Source organism: Ventosimonas gracilis (assembly GCF_001580025.1).
In the GTDB taxonomy this organism is placed as follows: Bacteria; Pseudomonadota; Gammaproteobacteria; order Pseudomonadales; family Pseudomonadaceae; genus Ventosimonas; species Ventosimonas gracilis.
Window position 1 is genome coordinate 42,313 of sequence record NZ_LSZO01000211.1, and the last position, 16,208, is coordinate 58,520.

The window sequence follows — 16,208 nt, forward strand, 5'->3', positions numbered from 1 at the left end:
TGCCAATAAAGGCAGACCGAAAGGATGCAGCGGGGTTAGATTTTGCCGACCAAATCCAGCGAGGGCGTTAAGGTTTTTGCGCCTTCCTTCCACTTGGCCGGGCAGACCTCGCCCGGGTGCGCGGCGGTGTACTGTGCGGCTTTGAGCTTGCGCAGGGTTTCTGTCACATCACGAGCGATTTCGTTGGAGTGGATTTCCAGCGTCTTGATCACGCCTTCTGGATTGATGATAAAGGTGCCGCGCAGAGCGAGGCCTTCTTCTTCAATATGCACGCCAAAAGCGCGGGTCAATTGGTGGGTGGGGTCGCCAATCAGCGGGAATTTGGCTTTGCCGACGGCTGGCGAGGTTTCGTGCCAGACCTTGTGCGAAAACTGCGTATCGGTGGTGACGATGTAGACCTCTGCACCAGCGGCCTGGAACTCGGCGTAGCTGTCTGCGGCATCTTCCACTTCAGTCGGGCAGTTAAAGGTAAAGGCCGCTGGCATAAAAATCAGCACCGACCACTTGCCGAGCAGGCTTTGTTCGGTTAAGTCAACAAACTGGCCGTTATGGAAAGCACTGACCTTAAAAGGTTGCACTTGAGTATTGATAAGCGACATGGTTTACAGCTCCTATCTTTAGGGGTGAAGGCCTTGGCTCAAGGCATGGGTTGCATCCTGACACAAGGCCATTGAAAGATTAAATTGATTGATGGCATGGAGTGGATTGATTGAGTCTATGATACAGCGCCCGCCTGCTTCGGGCATCTTTTACTACGCTCACAAGGAAACCCAATGAAACAACCTTATTTCGCGGCGGCTTTTGTGCTGCTGGGACTGAGTTTTTCCGCTGTCGCCGCGCCCTTGGATATTAAAAAGGGCACTGAACCGCAAAAAGCCGCCTATGGCATCGGCCTTAACATGGGCAAAAGTCTGGCGCAAGGCGGATTAAATGACCTTGATTTAAAAGCGCTTTTCCTGGGTATTGAAGATGCGCTGGGCAATAAAGAGTCCAGGTTAAGTGATTCGGAACTGGACGCCGCTTTTGTCTTTTTGCAGCGCGACACTGAGGAGAAGCTTGCCAAACTGGGCGAAGAAAACGCCGCCGCCGGTAAAAAATTCCTCGAAACCAACGGTAAACGCAAAGGCGTAGTGACCACGGCCTCCGGCTTGCAATACGAAGTGCTGAAAAAAGCCACGGGTGCCAAACCCAAAGAAACCGATGTGGTCAGCGTGCACTACGAGGGCAAATTGATAGACGGCAAAGTGTTTGACAGCTCCATCGCCCGCGGCGAGCCGGTTGAGTTCCCGCTAGGCGGTGTGATCAAAGGTTGGACGGAAGGACTGCAACTGATGCAGGTTGGCGAGAAATACCGCCTGTATCTCCCGGGCAATCTCGCCTACGGCGAACAAAGCCCCAGCGCCGACATTCCGCCTAATTCGGTACTGGTATTTGATGTGGAATTGCTGGGTATTAAAGAGCAGTAAACGAAAGGCGCCTCAGCCCTCTCCCGCAAGCGGGCGAGGGCTGGGGAAGATTACGCCGGCGCTTGCTGCTTCTTCGGCCAAAGCTGCGCGACCAGCATGCCGCCAAGCATTAGTGCGCAGCCGATATAGCCGCGTAGTCCTAAGGATTCATCCAGCATTAGCGCTCCGGCAATCGCGGCGAATACCGCTTCCAGCGATAAAATAATGGCGGCGTGTGAAGCAATCGCGTGACGCTGCGCAAAGACTTGCAAGGTGTAAGCAATACCGACCGAGGCGACCCCGGCAAACAGCAGAGAAGGCAGCGCTTTGTTTAAGCCATCTAAGCTAAGTGGTTCAAAAAACGGCGCGAGTATCAGGCTGATCAGCGCGCAGACCAAGCACTGAATAATACTTAGCCCGATAGGGTCGGCGCGCCGCGCAAAATAGCCAATCAGCAGCACATGGCTCGCCCAAACAAAAGCCCCGGCGAGTTGCAGCCAGTCGCCAGAGGCAACCGAAAAGCCTTCACCAACCGACAGCAAAAACATGCCGATCACGGCAAGACTTGCGCCCAGCCAAATGCCCAAATGGCTGCGTTGGCCGAAAAATAGTCCCAAAAGTGGCACGATAATCACGTAAAGACCGGTGATAAAGCCGGAATTGGTCACGCTGGTAAACAAAAGCCCGACCTGCTGCAAATTGGAACCCAGCGCCAATGCCAGCCCCATCAGCGTGCCACCTAGCCATAGGTCGCGGCGGGTAAAGTCATGGCTTCTGCCCGCACGGCGCAATCTCAGTAGCGGCAGTAACACCAACGCGCCCAACAACATCCTTGTGCCGGTAAATACCAGTGGACCGATATACTCCATGCCCACTTGCTGCGCCACAAAGGAAGCGCCCCAAATCATGGCCGCCAGCAACATTAAAAAATCAGCACGCAGGGCTTGTTGTTTCATTGACTGTCTCAAGGTGAAGGGGCGCGTACTTTGCCGCATTTGAAAAGTGGCCGGCAACCTTTTAAGGTGCGCTGCCGCGCCCTTTCCTCCGTCTTTAGCGCAGAGCAGACCCCTTATGAGCGAATTACAGGATTTGATTGAGAACAATGCCCGCTGGGCGAAATCAATCAAGGAGACGGACCCTGAGTTTTTTGTTCGCCTTGCGCGTCAGCAAGCGCCGGAATATCTGTGGATTGGCTGCTCCGATGCCCGCGTTCCGGCCAATGAGATTGTTGGGCTGTTGCCGGGGGATTTATTTGTCCACCGCAATGTCGGCAATCTGGTTTTGCATACCGATATGAACTGTTTGTCGGTGCTGCAATACGCCGTCGATGTGCTTAAGGTCAAGCATATTCTGGTCACCGGCCACTACGGCTGCGGCGGTATTCGTGCGGCATTACAGGATACCCAGCTGGGTTTGATTGACGGCTGGCTGCGCAGCATCCGCGAGCTTGCTTGGGAGAAACGCGAAGACCTTGCGCGTTTCCCCACGATGGAGGACAAAGTAGACCGCCTGTGTGAACTTAATGTGGTCGCGCAAGTCGCCAATGTCAGTCATACCGGCATTGTGCAAAACGCTTGGCAGCGCGGGCAGAGCCTTGCCGTGCACGGCTGTATCTACGGCATTAAAGATGGTATCTGGAAGGATTTAAAAGTCACCGTGCGCGGCTTGGCGCAGGTGCCGGAGCAATATCGGCTGCGGCCAACCGGGCAAATTGCACGCGCACCAACAGACCAGAGGGCTGCGCCGGATGCAGGCTGATGCTGGCCTGATGGGCGCGGCAGATTTCCTGCACGATGGCAAGGCCAAGCCCCACGCCGCTTCGGTTTTGGCGGTCTTGCTGTTGCCAAAAGCGGGCAAAGGCTTTGCTGTAATCGGCCTCGGGCAGGCCGCAGCCGTCGTCTTCGACTTCCAGCAGGCCGCTTTCCGATACGCGCAAAATCACTCGGCTTTGCGCGTGGCAAAGTGCGTTATCGATCAGGTTGCCGAGTAGTTCGCAGAGCAGATTGGCCTCGCCTTTAATCCAAACCGGCTGCGCGGCGAAAAGCTCCAAGGTAAGGCCGCGTTGATGGGCGAGCGCGGCTAATGCCTGCGCGGTTTCGCGGGTGAGCAGGGTTAAATTAACGGGTTGGCTGGCACCATCTGCAATCGCCTGTGCGCCGCTTTCAATCCGTGCCAGCGATAACAGTTGATTGGCAAGGCTTATCAGCCGCTCGCTTTGCTCGCCTGCTTGTTTTAAGGCGAGTTGCCAATCTTCAGGCTGTGCACTGCGCTGGCCGAGTTCAATCCGTGCTTTGAGCGCCGCCAACGGGGTGCGTAGCTCATGGGCGGCATCGCTGATAAAAGCGCTCTGCTGACTGAATAAACGGCGCAATTTACGGTGGAAGTGATTGAGCGTTTTTACCAGCGGCAGCACTTCGCGTGGCAGCCGCTTAAGCGAAAGTGGCTGTAAATCGCCGCTGCGCCTTTGGCTTAGCATCTGTTGCAAGGTACCGAGCGGACGCAGCGCCAGTTGTACGGCGAACACCGACAGCAGCAGCACGCTGGCGGCGAGTAGCCCCAAATGCCAAAGGCTTACGCTAAGCAGACGACCCTCCAGGCGCTTTCGTGCACTGCGCGTTTCCGCCAGGCGAATTTCCAGCATGCCAGAGGCTTCTGGCTGCAACAGGCTAATCAGGCGCACCGGCTGGTTTTGGTAGTCGCCATCGTAAAACCGTGCCAGCGCCGGATAATCCGTGGTTAATGGCGTATCTTCGGGCGGCGCGGGCAGGTTTTCGTAGCCGGACAATAACTCGCCGTTTTGGTTAAGAATTTGATAGTAAATCTGCCCGCTGCTGTCCCAGGCGAGGTTATCCAGCGCCAGATAAGGCACTTGCAGCAGTAACTGGCCTTGCGCATCGTGCAATCTCTCGGCAATGCTTCGTGCGGCGAGCAGCAGGCTGCGGTCGTAAGCGGTATCGGCCGCCTGGCTCGCCGTTAAATAAGCGTGCAGGCAAGACAATACCAAAAGCGGCAGCAGCAGTAGGCTCATGCGCAGCAGCAAGCGCGAGCGAAGGCTGCGAAAACGCAATTTCATGACGTGCGGTCTTCCAGTAGATAACCCAGGCCGCGAAAGGTGACAATCTGTACGCCGCTGCCGCTTAGCTTTTTGCGCAGGCGGTGGATGTAAATTTCAATCGCATCAAGGCTCGCCTCTTGATGAACACCAAAGACTTTAGCCGCCAGTTGCTCCTTGCTCAGTACCCGCCCGGGGCGGTTGATCAGACTTTCTAAAACGGCCTGTTCACGCGCGGTTAAGGGTAGCGGCTGACCCTTTAAGCTAAAACGGCGCTGGCTTAACTCATAGAGCAGAGCGCCGCATTGCTGCTGCTTCTCGCCATCGGCCAGAGTGCGGCGCAGCAGCGCTTTCACACGGGCTTCGAGTTCAGCCAAAGCAAAGGGTTTAGCCAGATAGTCGTCCGCACCCAGATTAAGTCCCTGCACGCGGTCACGCACTTCACCACGAGCGGTCAGCATCATGACCGGCAGGCGCTGGCCGCGACTGCGCAGTTTGCCGAGCAGGGCAAAACCATCGAGGCGCGGCAGGCCGACATCGATAATCGCGAGCGCGTAGTCGCTGCTCTGTAGCGCAAGGTCGGCGACAATGCCGTCGGCCAGACTATCCACAGCGAAACCGGCCGCTTGCAGCGCGTTTTGAATGCTTAGCGCGATGGTGGGATGGTCTTCGACTAATAAAATCCGCATGGCAAAAAAGGGCGCATTGAAAGGCTGCTGAAAGGTTGGCGTTTTAGGCTTGGCAAAAATGCCCCTCTGTCGTCGTGCAGAGGAATAAAAAACAAGCCAGGAAACCCGCTGATGAAAGTTGCTTTAGCTAAAAAAAACATTGTAATGCTCGCCGCCTCATCCAGTCTTGCCGCCCTGCCTGCACAGGCGGCTTTGCTTGAGGATAGCAAGGTCAAGTTTTCCGCCAACAATATCTACTTTAACCGCGATTTCCGTGAAGGCTCGGGGCAGAACAAGCGCGAAGAATGGGGGCAGGCTTTTGCGCTGGAGATGCGCTCAGGCTTTACCGAAGGTACGGTCGGTTTCGGTCTTGATGCTAACGCAGCGTTAGGTTTAAAGCTTGACTCCGGCGGTGGCCGCACCGGTACCGGCCTGCTGCCAAGGCACGATGATGGGCATTCGGCGGATGAGTTCAGCCGCTTGCAGGCAACCGCCAAGGCCAAGGTTTCTGCTACAGAACTGCGTTTTGGCTCGCACGTGCCGAAACTGCCGGTGGTCTCAAGCAGCACTTCACGCCTGTTGCCGCAAGTGTTTGCAGGTACGACGCTGCAAAGCGCTGAAGTGGATGGCTTGGCGCTAACCGCCGCGCGATTTTCTAAGGTCATTGACCGTGCTTCCACCAACGCCGAAAAATTGACGCTAGCGGGTAACGGTGGCCGCTACCGCGGCGGCGTAGAAAGCAAGCACCTTAGCCTGTTCGGTGCGGACTGGAAGGTGACTCAAGACATCACCGCGCGTTATTGGCAGTCCGAGTTAAAAGACGTTTACCAGCAGCAATTTGTCGGGCTCACCGCCAGCCACAAGCTGCCTGCTGGCACAGTGAGTGCCGATGTGCGCTTTTTCCGCAGTAAAGACAGCGGCCAGTCACTCGCCGGAAAAGTCGATAACCACGCCTTTAGCAGCTTATTTAGCTACAAGTTGGGCGCACAAAAAGTCGGTCTTGGTTGGCAGCAGATGGACGGCAAAACGGGCTTTGCTCATATTGGTGGCGGAGATCCTTATCTCGTCAACTTTGTGCAGATAGGTAATTTTGGCGAGGCGGGCGAGCGTTCTTGGCAAGGCCGTTACGACTTTGACTTTAAAGACCTTATGCCGGGGCTTTCCTTTATGGCGCGTTATTTGCAAGGCCGCAGCGCGCATATTCCAGGTCGCTCGGGCGCTTATGCCGAACGCGAGCGCGATTTGGAATTGCAATACCAGGTGCAACAAGGAAGGTTTAAAGGCTTGTCATTACGCCTGCGTAACGCTCAGTACCGCAGCGAGTTTTCCCGCGACGCGGATGAAACCCGCCTGATTATTAGTTATAGCCTGTCGTTGCTGTAACTCCCCATGCTCTGCCATAAGAGCTGACTATAAGGAAAAACGATGAAACCCTTATCGATCATTCGCGCTATAACAGCGCTTGGCTTGGCGCTTTCCTGCACTGTGCAGGCGGGCGAGCCGCGCCGCCCGGAATGTATCGCTCCGGCGGCACCCGGCGGCGGTTTTGACTTGACCTGCAAGCTCGCGCAAACCGCGCTGGTGCAGGAAAAACATTTGAGCAATCCCATGCGCGTCACCTATATGCCCGGCGGTATTGGCGCGGTGGCCTACAACGCGGTAGTCGCGCAGCGCCCGAAAGATCCCGGCACCATCGTCGCGTTTTCCAGCGGCTCGCTGCTGAATTTGGCGCAAGGCAAGTTTGGCCGCTTTGATGAAAACGCAGTGAAATGGCTGGCAGCCGTCGGCACCAGCTACGGCGCCATCGTCGTGCGTAAAGACGCGCCCTGGCAAACGCTGCCGGAGTTGATTGAAGCGCTTAAACAAGACCCCAGCCAAGTGGTGATTGGTTCAGGCGGCACGGTGGGCAGTCAGGATTGGATGCAAGTGGCGCTGCTTGCCCGCGTCGCCGGGGTTGACCCGCACAAGCTGCGCTATGTGGCGATGGAAGGCGGCGGCGAACTGGCAACGGCGCTGCTGGGCGGGCATATCAAGGTCGCCAGTACCGATATTTCCGACTCCATTCCGCACGTGCAAAGCGGCGATATGCGCATCTTGGCGGTGCTGGCTGATGAACGCCTGCCGGGTGCCACCACGGAAAACATCCCCACCGCCAAAGAACAGGGCGTGGATGTCAGTTGGCCGGTGGTACGCGGTTTTTATGTCGGCCCGAAAGTCAGCGATAAGGATTATCAATGGTGGAAAAACACCTTTGACCAACTGCTGGCTTCAGAGGATTTTGCCAAGCTGCGTGAAGAACGCGAACTCTATCCGTTCGCCTTAAGCGGGGAAGAGCTGGACGCTTTTGTTAAGCAACAAGTGGCGCAGTACCGCGAATTGGCACAGGAATTTGGCCTGATTCGCTAATCCTTCGCACCCTCTTTCCCTTCCCCTCTCCCGCACGCGGGCGAGGGGAATTGTTCCTATTGATAGGGAAGCACGAGCAGCGTTTTAAGTGCAGGAACTAACACTTACATCCCCAATAAACAACCTGTCCATTGCTCCTTAAGAAAAAACAAAGGCGCAATGCAGAGGATTTTCTTATGTTGCAAAGAAGTTTTTCCGTCTTGCTGCTGCTGATTTGCGCCGCGCTTGCGGTGGTGGCCTTTGGCTATCAAGCGCCGTTTTCCTACGAACCGGTAGGCCCCCGTGCCTGGCCTTTGATACTGCTCGCTTTGCTGGGACTGGGCGCACTGGCGCTGCTGCTTTCCCCACAAGTCAAAGCAAGCGAAGAAAAGCCCAAGGCCGACTATCGGCTATCGGCCAAAGTGAGCGGCTGCGTGCTGCTGCTGCTGATTTATGCCGCGCTGTTTGAAACCTTGGGCTTTATTCCTTCGGCCATGCTGCTGGGAGTGGGCTTGGCGCGGCTGTACGACGGACGCTGGTCGCTTGCGCTGGCCAGCGGCTTGATCTTGGGGATAGGGCTTTACCTGCTGTTTGACAAGGCGTTGGACGTACCGCTGCCGCTGGGCGTGCTGTCGGATTGGGAGATTTAACGGATGGGCACCTTAGAGTATTTGCAACAAGGCTTTGGCGTTGCGCTGTCGCCCTACAACTTGGCCACCGCCTTGGCAGGCACGCTGATTGGCACGGTGGTGGGCTTGCTGCCAGGTCTCGGGCCGATTAACGGAGTGGCGCTACTGATCCCGATTGCCTATGCCATGGGCTTGCCGCCGGAAAGCGCGTTGATTTTGCTCGCCGCGGTGTATTTGGGCTGCGAATACGGCGGGCGGATTTCCTCCATCTTGCTCAATATTCCAGGCGAAGCTTCGGCAGTGATGACCACACTCGATGGCTATCCCTTGGCACAGCAGGGCAAGGCCGGGATTGCGCTGTCCATTTCCGCCTGGAGTTCGTTTATCGGCGGACTGATAGCCACGCTAGGCGTGGTGCTGTTTGCCCCGCTTTTGGCTAAATGGGCGGTGGCCTTTGGTCCTGCGGAATACTTTGCGCTGATGGTCTTTGCCTTGACCTGCCTCGCAGGGATGGCCGGTAACAAGCCGCTGAAAACCGCAATCGCCTGCTGTCTGGGTCTGTTTTTGTCCTGTATCGGCATTGATTCGGGCAGCGGCGTGTACCGCTTTACCTTCGGCAGCCTGGGGCTGGCCGACGGCATTCAGTTTGTCGTGCTGGTGCTGGGGCTGTTTTCCGTCAGCGAAATTCTGGTCTTGCTTGAACGCAGTCACCAAGGGCAGCAAGCCATTAAAGCCGGTGGACGCATGCTGTTTAACCTTAAAGAAGGCGCATCGGTGCTGGCGACCAATCTGCGTAGCGGCGCGCTGGGCTTTGGCCTTGGGATTTTGCCCGGTGCGGGCGCAACGCTCGCGAGCGCAGTCGCTTATATGAGTGAAAAGCGCTTGGCGAAAGAAGGCAACCGTTTCGGCAACGGCGATTTACGCGGCCTTGCCGCGCCGGAAACCGCCAACAGCGCCTCGGCTTGCGGCTCGATGGTACCGATGCTGACCTTGGGCGTGCCGGGTTCAGGAACAACCGCGGTGATGCTCGGGGCGCTTACGCTGTACAACATCACGCCCGGGCCGCTGCTCTTTCAGCATCAGCCGGAAATCGTCTGGGGGCTGATTGCTTCATTGTTTGTCGCCAATTTGATGCTGATTGTGATGAACATTCCACTGATTAAAGTCTTCACCCGCATCCTCGCCGTGCCGTACTGGGCGCTGGTACCGGCGATTGCCATCATCACTTCGATTGGCGTGTACGCCGTGCATGCCACGACCTTTGACCTGTACCTGATGATTGCCATTGGTGTGGCCGGATACCTGCTGCGCAAGCTGGATTTTCCGCTGTCGGCCATCCTCTTGGGTTTTATTCTGGGTGGGATGATGGAGCAAAGCCTGCGCCGCGCACTGTCCATTTCCGACGGGGATTTAAGCATACTGTTCGCCAGCCCGATTACCTGGGGCGCTTGGGCGCTGACCGCGCTGATGGTGATTTTGCCCATTTGGCGCGTGCTGCGCCCTAAACTGAGCCGCGAGAAACTTCCCAAGGTTTAGATGAATGCGTTTTACCCGGCTAAAAGGCGCGTTTAGCCAGCACTGGCAAGTGCCTTTGGCCGGTGCGGCGGGTGGCCTTTGTGCCAGCCTTGTGCACTGGCCGCTGCCTTGGGTGCTGGGCAGTTTGCTGGCGGTGATTGCGCTGCGCTGCTTGTGGCAGCCGCAAGCCAAAGCACTGCCTGCCAGCGGGCGCAGACTGGGGCTTTGCTTGGTCGGCAGCGGCATTGGCCTGCACTTTACCCGCGAGGTAGGGCAGCAGGTGCCAAGTCATGGTCTGCTGATACTGCTGGGAGCTTGCTGCACACTGCTGCTGGCCTTGCTGGGCATGTGGCTGCTGCGCCGCGCCGGGGTCGATCGAGCGACGGCATTTTTTGCCAGCCTGCCCGGCGGTTCGTCCGAAATGGTCATGCTGGGACTGCGCTTTGGCGCAGATCCGGCGCGAGTGGCTGCGGCACACAGTTTGCGTCTTTTATTGGTGGTCTTGCTGGTGCCGTCACTGTTTGCTTGGTATCTGCCGAAAACCGGCATTCACCTGGCAAGCCAAGTGGCAAGTGCCGCGCAACTGGCTTTGCTTTTGCTTTCAGGCACAGCCGTCGCCCTCCTTTGGTCACGTTTGAGGCAGCCTAACCCGTGGATGCTCGGGCCGCTTTGCAGCAGCGCCGCGATTAGCCTTGTCCTTGATTGGCAACTGAGCCTGCCGTTGGGGTTTGGCGAACTGGGACAGTGGCTGATTGGCTGTTCGCTCGGTTGCTATTTTGATCGCAGTTTTTTTCGCAGCGCACCGCGCTTTTTAGGCCTCGTGCTGCTTTCGACCTTGCTCGGCATGCTCGGCATAGTGCCGCTCGCCTGGCTGCTTGCAAGCTTTGCCAAGGTCGATAGCTTTAGCTTGATGCTGGGCATGATGCCAGGCGGTATTGCCGAGCTGACACTCAGCGCCGAAGCCCTGCAATTATCCGTGGCACTGGTAGCCGCTTTGCAGGTGCTGCGTTTGTTTTTACTGGTCTTTCTGGCCTCGCCGATTTATCGGTTGTGGAATCGCTTGGTGGCTAGGGCAGAGTAGAGAGACAGCCCTCTCCCATCAATGGGAGAGGGCAAGGCGTTAAATGGGGCGGCTGCCGTATTTGTTTTCGGGTTTTTTAGGCGGGTCGGCGAGCACGTTGCTGCCGATTTCCTGTACTTTGCCGCCACGGGCGAGGAACTCGGCAATGGCTTTGTCCAGCGCTTCACGTTCTTTTTGCTTGGCTTCCAAGCTGGGCAGTTCGTCGGGATTAGCGACGGCTGCGGTTTTAGTGGATTTTTTGCTGGAAGGTATCGCGGCGACTTCTGTATCGCCTGCATCTTCAGCTTCTTCTTCAACATCCGCTTCGGCTAAAGGCTCATCGTCTTCAACGCCGCAAAGGTTATCTTGTTCCAAATTATCCGCGCTCATCGTACAACCTCGGTTGGCTTATGGTCATTGCGTTATAGCAGTCAAGCGGCGCGCATTCTATCGACTAAGGCAAAAAAGCAAAGGTTTTTTTAGGTTCAAAGCAGCAGGTGTTTTAGACAGTTTTGATAGATGCTGGTAAGACGCTCAAGGTCGTTTAAGCAAACCTGCTCGTCAATCTGGTGGATAGTCGTATTAAGTGGCCCAAGTTCGACCACTTGGCAGCCCATTTTGGCGATAAAGCGTCCGTCGGAAGTGCCGCCTGTGGTCTGTGCTTCGGGGCGGTAGCCGCAGACTTGCTGGACACTTTGGCAAACCGCATCGAGCAGCACGCCCGGAGCGGTAAAAAAGGGTTCGCCAAACAATGTCCAGTTCAGTTCCACGTCCAGTGCGTGTTGTTCGAAAATGGCGATAACGCGCCGCTTTAGGCTGTCTACGCTCGATTCGGTGGAAAAACGAAAGTTGCACTGCACCAAGAGCTCGCCTGGGATGACATTGCCCGCGCCGGTTCCGCCCTTAATATTGGAAATCTGGAAACTGGTCGGCGGGAAAAAATCATTGCCCGCATCCCAGTGCTCAGCGGTTAATTGCGCAAGCGCTGGCGCGGCCAGATGAATGGGGTTACGTGCCAAATGCGGATAGGCCACGTGCCCCTGCTTGCCGCGTACGCGAATATCGCAGCTTAGCGAGCCGCGCCGCCCGTTTTTCACCACATCGGCTAAGCGTTCGGTGGAAGACGGCTCGCCGACGATGCACCAGTCAAGCGGCTGGCCGCGTGCCTGCAAACGCTCGACAACGGCTTTAGTGCCGTGCACGGCCGGGCCTTCTTCGTCACTGGTAATCAAAAAGGCAATCTGCCCGCTGTGGCTTGGGTGCTCGGCGACAAAACGCTCCACCGCAACCAGCATGGCGGCGAGGCTGCCTTTCATGTCGGCGGCACCGCGCCCGTGCAGCATGCCTGCCTGGTCGATATGTGCGGCAAAGGGCGGGTAGGTCCAGGCCGCTAAATCGCCAATCGGCACCACATCGGTATGTCCGGCAAAACAGAGCACAGGACCGCTTGTCCCGCGCAGCGCCCAGAAGTTGTCCACCTCGCCGATGCGCATGGCTTCGCAGCGAAAGCCGATGGATTCAAGGCGTTGCATCATCAGTTGCTGGCAGCCTTGGTCATCCGGCGTGATGGAAGGACGGCGGATAAGCTCGCAAGCAAGAATCGCGGTAGGAGAGAGCATTGGGTCAGTCATTGGGGTTTAATTGTGCGCATGCAGCACGGCGTTTAGTTCAATGCCGCTTTGGCTGACTTTGCATTCAATCGCGCCAGTTTGTGAATTGCGGCGAAATAGCAGGTCGGGCTTGCCAGCCAGTTCCCGTGCTTTAACGACTTTGAGCGGCTGGTTGTCGCTGTCCAATAAAGTGACTTTGCTGCCTGCGGTGAGATAAAGCCCGGCCTCGACCGTATTACGGTCGCCTAGCGGGATACCGATACCGGCGTTGGCACCAATCAGGCTGTTTTCGCCCACACTGATGAGCACCTCTCCGCCACCTGAGAGTGTGCCCATGGTTGAGCAGCCACCGCCCAAATCGGAACCCTTACCGATAAACACCCCGGCGGAAATCCGCCCTTCAATCATGTTCGGACCTGCGCAACCGGCATTAAAGTTGACAAAGCCTTCGTGCATTACCGTGGTGCCTTCGCCCAGATAAGCGCCCAAGCGCACCCGCGCGGTATCGGCAATGCGCACGCCGCTGGGGACGACGTAGTCGGTCATCTTGGGGAATTTATCCACCGAGGTGACGCAAAGCTTGCGTTCAGCCAAACGAGCCGCGAGCCTGCGCGCCGGCAGCTCGGCCAAATCAATGGCACCTTCATTAGTCCAGGCGACATTCGGCAGCAGCGCAAAAATGCCGGACAAATTCACGCCGTGCGGCTTAACTAAACGGTGTGAGAGCAGGTGCAACTTAAGATAGGCCTCGGGGGTAGAGGCAGGAGCGCAGTCTTGCAGTAATAGCGTGGCAACCAAGGGTTTGCGGCTTTGCGCAAGCTGGATAAGCAAAGCGGCCTGTTCGCTATCGACGGATTGCAAAGCCGTTGCCAGCGTCTTGACCTGCTCCCTGCTAAGGGCAAGGGCGCAGTTTTCTTGCGCGAGCTTGAGTGACTGCTTAACGGCGGCCAGCAGCGCATCAGGCGGATTAAGCAGCGGCTTGGGATAGAAGACTTCCAGCCACTGGCCTTGAAGATTTTGACTGCCGATACCAAAGGCGAGAGCAAAACATGACATGGGCAATATCCTTACAGATTAAAGAAGGCGGCGTAACGTTCTGCGTTAAATCCGAGCAAGCTTTGTTCGCCGTTATCAAGCATGGGGCGTTTAATCATTGAAGGCTGCGCCAGCATCAGCTCAATGGCTTTGTCTTCGTTTAAATCCTGCTTTTGCGCATCATCCAATTTGCGAAAGGTCGTGCCGTTTCGGTTAAGCACTTTGTCCCAGCCGTGCTGCCTGCACCATTGTTGCAAGCGAGGCTGGTCAATGCCTTGCGTTTTATAATCGTGAAACTGATAAGCCACTTGATGGCTATCCAGCCAGTGGCGTGCTTTTTTAACCGTGTCGCAGGCTTTAATGCCGTAAAGCAAGGCGGACATGTTAACTACCTGAAAAAGAAGACCGGCGATTATGCCATAAGGGGGTAGCCTGATAGGGTTTGAAACGGGAACAAACCCTAACCCAACGGGCGGGCAAACCGGTTAAACTGATGCATTAACTCATTGTTGTATCAGGAGCCTTTGTGGCTGCATCGCGCTTGTATCGATGGTTTGTGGTGTTTGTTTTGTTGTTGGCAAGTCTTGGCAAAGGCTCGCTGGCCGAGCAAGCTTTGCCTGCACAAGAACGCGAGCAGGCGAGCCTTGCAGTAACACGCACGGTACTGGGTATCTTGAGTTTCGTCCGCTGGCCGTGGCCGTCTGAGCATTTAACCCTTTGTGTCGTAGGTGAAGTGCAGTTTGCCTCGTTGCTGACCGATGACTTGCGCCAAGCTAATGGTCAAGCGCTGCGCGTGCAGCACTATGCCAGTGCTGATGCGCTGCCGCCTAACTGCAACGCACTGTATTTGGGCAAGCTGCCAGCCGCCACTCAGCAGGCGCTGTTCGCCCGCTTTTTGGGCAAGTCAACGCTTTTGATTAGCGAAGCGGACGATGAATGCGTGCTCGGCAATATGTTTTGTCTTGCGGTTACCAAGCAGCAGGTGAATTTCAATATTAATTTGGATTCGCTCTCGCGCAGTACGGTGCGCGTGCATCCCAATGTGCTCAAGCTGGCAAGGCAGCGGCCATGAGGTGTTTGCTGTTCATCCGCCAGCCCGAACGACTACCGCTGCGCTGGGCATTTTTGCGCGGCAGTTTGAGCGTTGCGCTGATTTCGGTGGCGATGGTCGGGCTGACCATGATGCTGGTTAGCGTATTGATGCTGCGTGCTTATTCGCAGCACAACCTGCGGTTGATTGCTCGCTCGATTGCTTACACGGTCGAGGCGGCGGTGGTCTTTAACGACGTGCAGGCGGCTGAAGAAGCTCTGCAAACCATCGTCCGCGAGGAAGCCATCGCTGCAGCGGTGATTTACGACCGGAGTGGCGAGCCGCTGGCAGCTTATCGGCGGGTGCAGTCGCCGGTGATCAGTTGGCTGCTCGGTGGCCATTACCGCACGGCGATTGTGCATAAAGGCGGCCGTATCGGTGACATTGAACTGACCGGCCATGCGGGCGAATTGTTAGGTTTTATTCTGATAGCGAGCGGCAGCCTGCTGGCCGGTCTTATGCTCTCGGTGCTGACCGCGCGTTATCTATCGCAAAGAATGGTCAGCAGGGTGGTCGAACCGCTGGAAAACATGACACAAATTACTCGCGCCATCCGCCGCGACCGCGACTTCACCCGCCACGTCCCGCAGAAAAGCAACTTGAGTGAGCTTAACGATTTAAGCGAAGACTTTAATGCCTTGCTCGATGAGCTCTACGCTTGGCAGACCCATATCAAGGTGGAAAACAGCTTGCTGGCGCACAAGGCCAGGCACGATGACCTAACCGGTTTGCCCAATCGCAGCTTCTTTGAGTATCGCCTTAATCTGGTATTGCAAGATGCCATGCACCAACAACGCCAAGCGGCGTTGCTGTTTATTGACTGCGACCACTTCAAAGAGATCAATGATGGTTTAGGGCATGCCGCTGGCGATAAAGTATTGACCGAGGTCGCCGGTCGTATCCGCCGTCACCTGCGCGAATCGGATTTGGTCGCCCGTTTGGGTGGCGACGAGTTTGCTGCGCTGATTTATCCGCTGCCGCAGGCTAAAGATGCGCTGCGCATTGCCGATGCCGTTTTACAAGCGATGAATGCGCCGATTGTCCTTAATGATAAAGGCCGTGTCAGCACCAGCTTAAGCATCGGCATTGCCCTGTATCCACAGCATGGGCGTAGCGCCGAGCATCTACTGCGCAGTGCCGATGTCGCCATGTATCTTGCCAAACGCGACAAGCGTGGCAGCCGGAAATTAGCGAGTGCATCTGACCCCTGAAGTGACTTGAAGTAAAGGAAACCGATGATGCATAACCTGCTTATCTTAATAATCCTGTCGCTGCTGCTCGGTGCCTGCCAGCATATCGGCAGTCGCAAGGGCTTGAGCCAAGCGCAGCATGATTTGCTAAGGCAAGAACAATTTTTGCCCACGGATGAAGGCTGGGAGCTGGGGCTGTCCAACCGGATACTGTTTGCCAGCGATGATGCCAGCATCCAGCAGGAAAGCCGCAGTAGGCTGATGCGTATTGGGCAACTCTTGCAATCCATGGGCCCGTTGCCTTTGCGTTTGGACGGGCATACCGATGCCACCGGCAGTGATGCTTACAACGAGCAACTGTCGCTGCGCCGTGCACAAGCAGTGGCCGATATTCTGATTGAGGCAGGTCTGCGCAAGGATCTGTTGCAAGTGCGCGGCCTCGGCAAGCGACTGCCGCTTTTGGACAATAAAACCCGCCAAGGCCGTGCCGAAAATCGGCGGGTCGCCATTGTGGTGCTGGCGCACTGAG

Annotated in this window: 18 protein-coding genes; 10 read left to right on the forward strand and 8 right to left on the reverse strand. The window is 56.4% G+C overall.

Translation table 11 applies throughout. The annotated features are described in order from the left end of the window. Nucleotides 1–35: 35 nt before the first annotated feature. Nucleotides 36–599, reverse strand: a complete 564-nt coding sequence (gene ahpC / locus AXE65_RS12080; protein WP_068392865.1) for an alkyl hydroperoxide reductase subunit C — start codon at nucleotides 597–599, stop codon at nucleotides 36–38. Between the two features lie 174 nt (nucleotides 600–773). Between ahpC and bamJ the strand changes: the two genes are divergently transcribed. Beyond that, complete coding sequence (gene bamJ / locus AXE65_RS12085; protein ID WP_068392868.1) at nucleotides 774–1,466, forward strand: BamJ family beta-barrel-assembly machinery protein; 693 nt, start codon at nucleotides 774–776, stop codon at nucleotides 1,464–1,466. 50 nt (nucleotides 1,467–1,516) lie between these two features. Here the strand turns inward: bamJ and AXE65_RS12090 are convergent, their stop codons facing one another. Then, the gene (locus AXE65_RS12090; protein ID WP_068392871.1) at nucleotides 1,517–2,401 is read right to left on the reverse strand and encodes a DMT family transporter; all 885 of its coding nucleotides are present in this window, start codon (nucleotides 2,399–2,401) and stop codon (nucleotides 1,517–1,519) included. Between the two features lie 115 nt (nucleotides 2,402–2,516). On the opposite strand from AXE65_RS12090, the gene can reads away from it, so the two are divergent. Further along, nucleotides 2,517–3,203, forward strand: a complete 687-nt coding sequence (can, locus tag AXE65_RS12095; RefSeq protein ID WP_068392874.1) for a carbonate dehydratase — start codon at nucleotides 2,517–2,519, stop codon at nucleotides 3,201–3,203. Here can and AXE65_RS12100 read toward each other — a convergent pair. Together AXE65_RS12100 and AXE65_RS12105 are read right to left on the reverse strand one after the other, a co-directional pair. Next, nucleotides 3,097–4,518, reverse strand: a complete 1,422-nt coding sequence (locus AXE65_RS12100) for a sensor histidine kinase (protein WP_068392877.1) — start codon at nucleotides 4,516–4,518, stop codon at nucleotides 3,097–3,099. The genes can and AXE65_RS12100 overlap by 107 nt on opposite strands. Then, a complete protein-coding gene (locus AXE65_RS12105) occupies nucleotides 4,515–5,186 on the reverse strand; it encodes a response regulator (RefSeq protein ID WP_068392880.1) in 672 nt (223 codons plus the stop codon). Before AXE65_RS12105 ends, AXE65_RS12100 begins: the two co-directional genes overlap by 4 nt. 111 nt (nucleotides 5,187–5,297) lie before the next feature. Between AXE65_RS12105 and AXE65_RS12110 the strand changes: the two genes are divergently transcribed. The 5 genes from AXE65_RS12110 to AXE65_RS12130 all read left to right on the forward strand — a co-directional run bounded on the left by AXE65_RS12110 (nucleotide 5,298) and on the right by AXE65_RS12130 (nucleotide 10,775). Then, the gene (locus AXE65_RS12110; RefSeq protein WP_068392883.1) at nucleotides 5,298–6,548 is read left to right on the forward strand and encodes an OprD family porin; all 1,251 of its coding nucleotides are present in this window, start codon (nucleotides 5,298–5,300) and stop codon (nucleotides 6,546–6,548) included. Between the two features lie 42 nt (nucleotides 6,549–6,590). Then, the gene (locus AXE65_RS12115; protein ID WP_068392886.1) at nucleotides 6,591–7,571 is read left to right on the forward strand and encodes a Bug family tripartite tricarboxylate transporter substrate binding protein; all 981 of its coding nucleotides are present in this window, start codon (nucleotides 6,591–6,593) and stop codon (nucleotides 7,569–7,571) included. Between the two features lie 176 nt (nucleotides 7,572–7,747). Then, nucleotides 7,748–8,200, forward strand: coding sequence for a tripartite tricarboxylate transporter TctB family protein (locus AXE65_RS12120; RefSeq protein ID WP_068392891.1), 453 nt, complete (start codon nucleotides 7,748–7,750; stop codon nucleotides 8,198–8,200). Between the two features lie 3 nt (nucleotides 8,201–8,203). After that, nucleotides 8,204–9,715, forward strand: coding sequence for a tripartite tricarboxylate transporter permease (locus AXE65_RS12125; protein ID WP_068392894.1), 1,512 nt, complete (start codon nucleotides 8,204–8,206; stop codon nucleotides 9,713–9,715). Nucleotides 9,716–9,719: 4 nt separating this feature from the next. Further along, the gene (locus tag AXE65_RS12130; protein ID WP_068392898.1) at nucleotides 9,720–10,775 is read left to right on the forward strand and encodes an AbrB family transcriptional regulator; all 1,056 of its coding nucleotides are present in this window, start codon (nucleotides 9,720–9,722) and stop codon (nucleotides 10,773–10,775) included. Nucleotides 10,776–10,814: 39 nt separating this feature from the next. Here AXE65_RS12130 and AXE65_RS12135 read toward each other — a convergent pair whose 3' ends face one another. From AXE65_RS12135 to AXE65_RS12150, 4 genes are all read right to left on the reverse strand, one after another. Next, complete coding sequence (locus AXE65_RS12135; RefSeq protein ID WP_068392901.1) at nucleotides 10,815–11,144, reverse strand: hypothetical protein; 330 nt, start codon at nucleotides 11,142–11,144, stop codon at nucleotides 10,815–10,817. A gap of 95 nt (nucleotides 11,145–11,239) precedes the next feature. Beyond that, complete coding sequence (gene dapE, locus AXE65_RS12140; protein ID WP_068392905.1) at nucleotides 11,240–12,385, reverse strand: succinyl-diaminopimelate desuccinylase; 1,146 nt, start codon at nucleotides 12,383–12,385, stop codon at nucleotides 11,240–11,242. Nucleotides 12,386–12,391: 6 nt separating this feature from the next. Further along, on the reverse strand, nucleotides 12,392–13,420 hold the full coding sequence (gene dapD, locus AXE65_RS12145; RefSeq protein ID WP_068392908.1) for a 2,3,4,5-tetrahydropyridine-2,6-dicarboxylate N-succinyltransferase: 1,029 nt from the start codon (nucleotides 13,418–13,420) through the stop codon (nucleotides 12,392–12,394). Between the two features lie 11 nt (nucleotides 13,421–13,431). After that, the gene (locus tag AXE65_RS12150; protein ID WP_068392911.1) at nucleotides 13,432–13,782 is read right to left on the reverse strand and encodes an ArsC family reductase; all 351 of its coding nucleotides are present in this window, start codon (nucleotides 13,780–13,782) and stop codon (nucleotides 13,432–13,434) included. A gap of 143 nt (nucleotides 13,783–13,925) precedes the next feature. On the opposite strand from AXE65_RS12150, the gene yfiR reads away from it, so the two are divergent. Genes yfiR through yfiB form a run of 3 tightly spaced genes read left to right on the forward strand, consistent with a single transcriptional unit; the run spans nucleotide 13,926 to nucleotide 16,207 of the window. Next, a complete protein-coding gene (yfiR, locus tag AXE65_RS12155) occupies nucleotides 13,926–14,471 on the forward strand; it encodes a regulatory sequestration protein YfiR (protein ID WP_068392914.1) in 546 nt (181 codons plus the stop codon). Next, the gene (gene dgcN, locus AXE65_RS12160; protein WP_068392917.1) at nucleotides 14,468–15,700 is read left to right on the forward strand and encodes a diguanylate cyclase DgcN/YfiN; all 1,233 of its coding nucleotides are present in this window, start codon (nucleotides 14,468–14,470) and stop codon (nucleotides 15,698–15,700) included. Before yfiR ends, dgcN begins: the two co-directional genes overlap by 4 nt. 24 nt (nucleotides 15,701–15,724) lie before the next feature. Further along, the gene (gene yfiB, locus AXE65_RS12165) at nucleotides 15,725–16,207 is read left to right on the forward strand and encodes an outer membrane lipoprotein YfiB (RefSeq protein WP_068392920.1); all 483 of its coding nucleotides are present in this window, start codon (nucleotides 15,725–15,727) and stop codon (nucleotides 16,205–16,207) included. The last annotated feature ends 1 nt before the right edge of the window (nucleotide 16,208 follow it).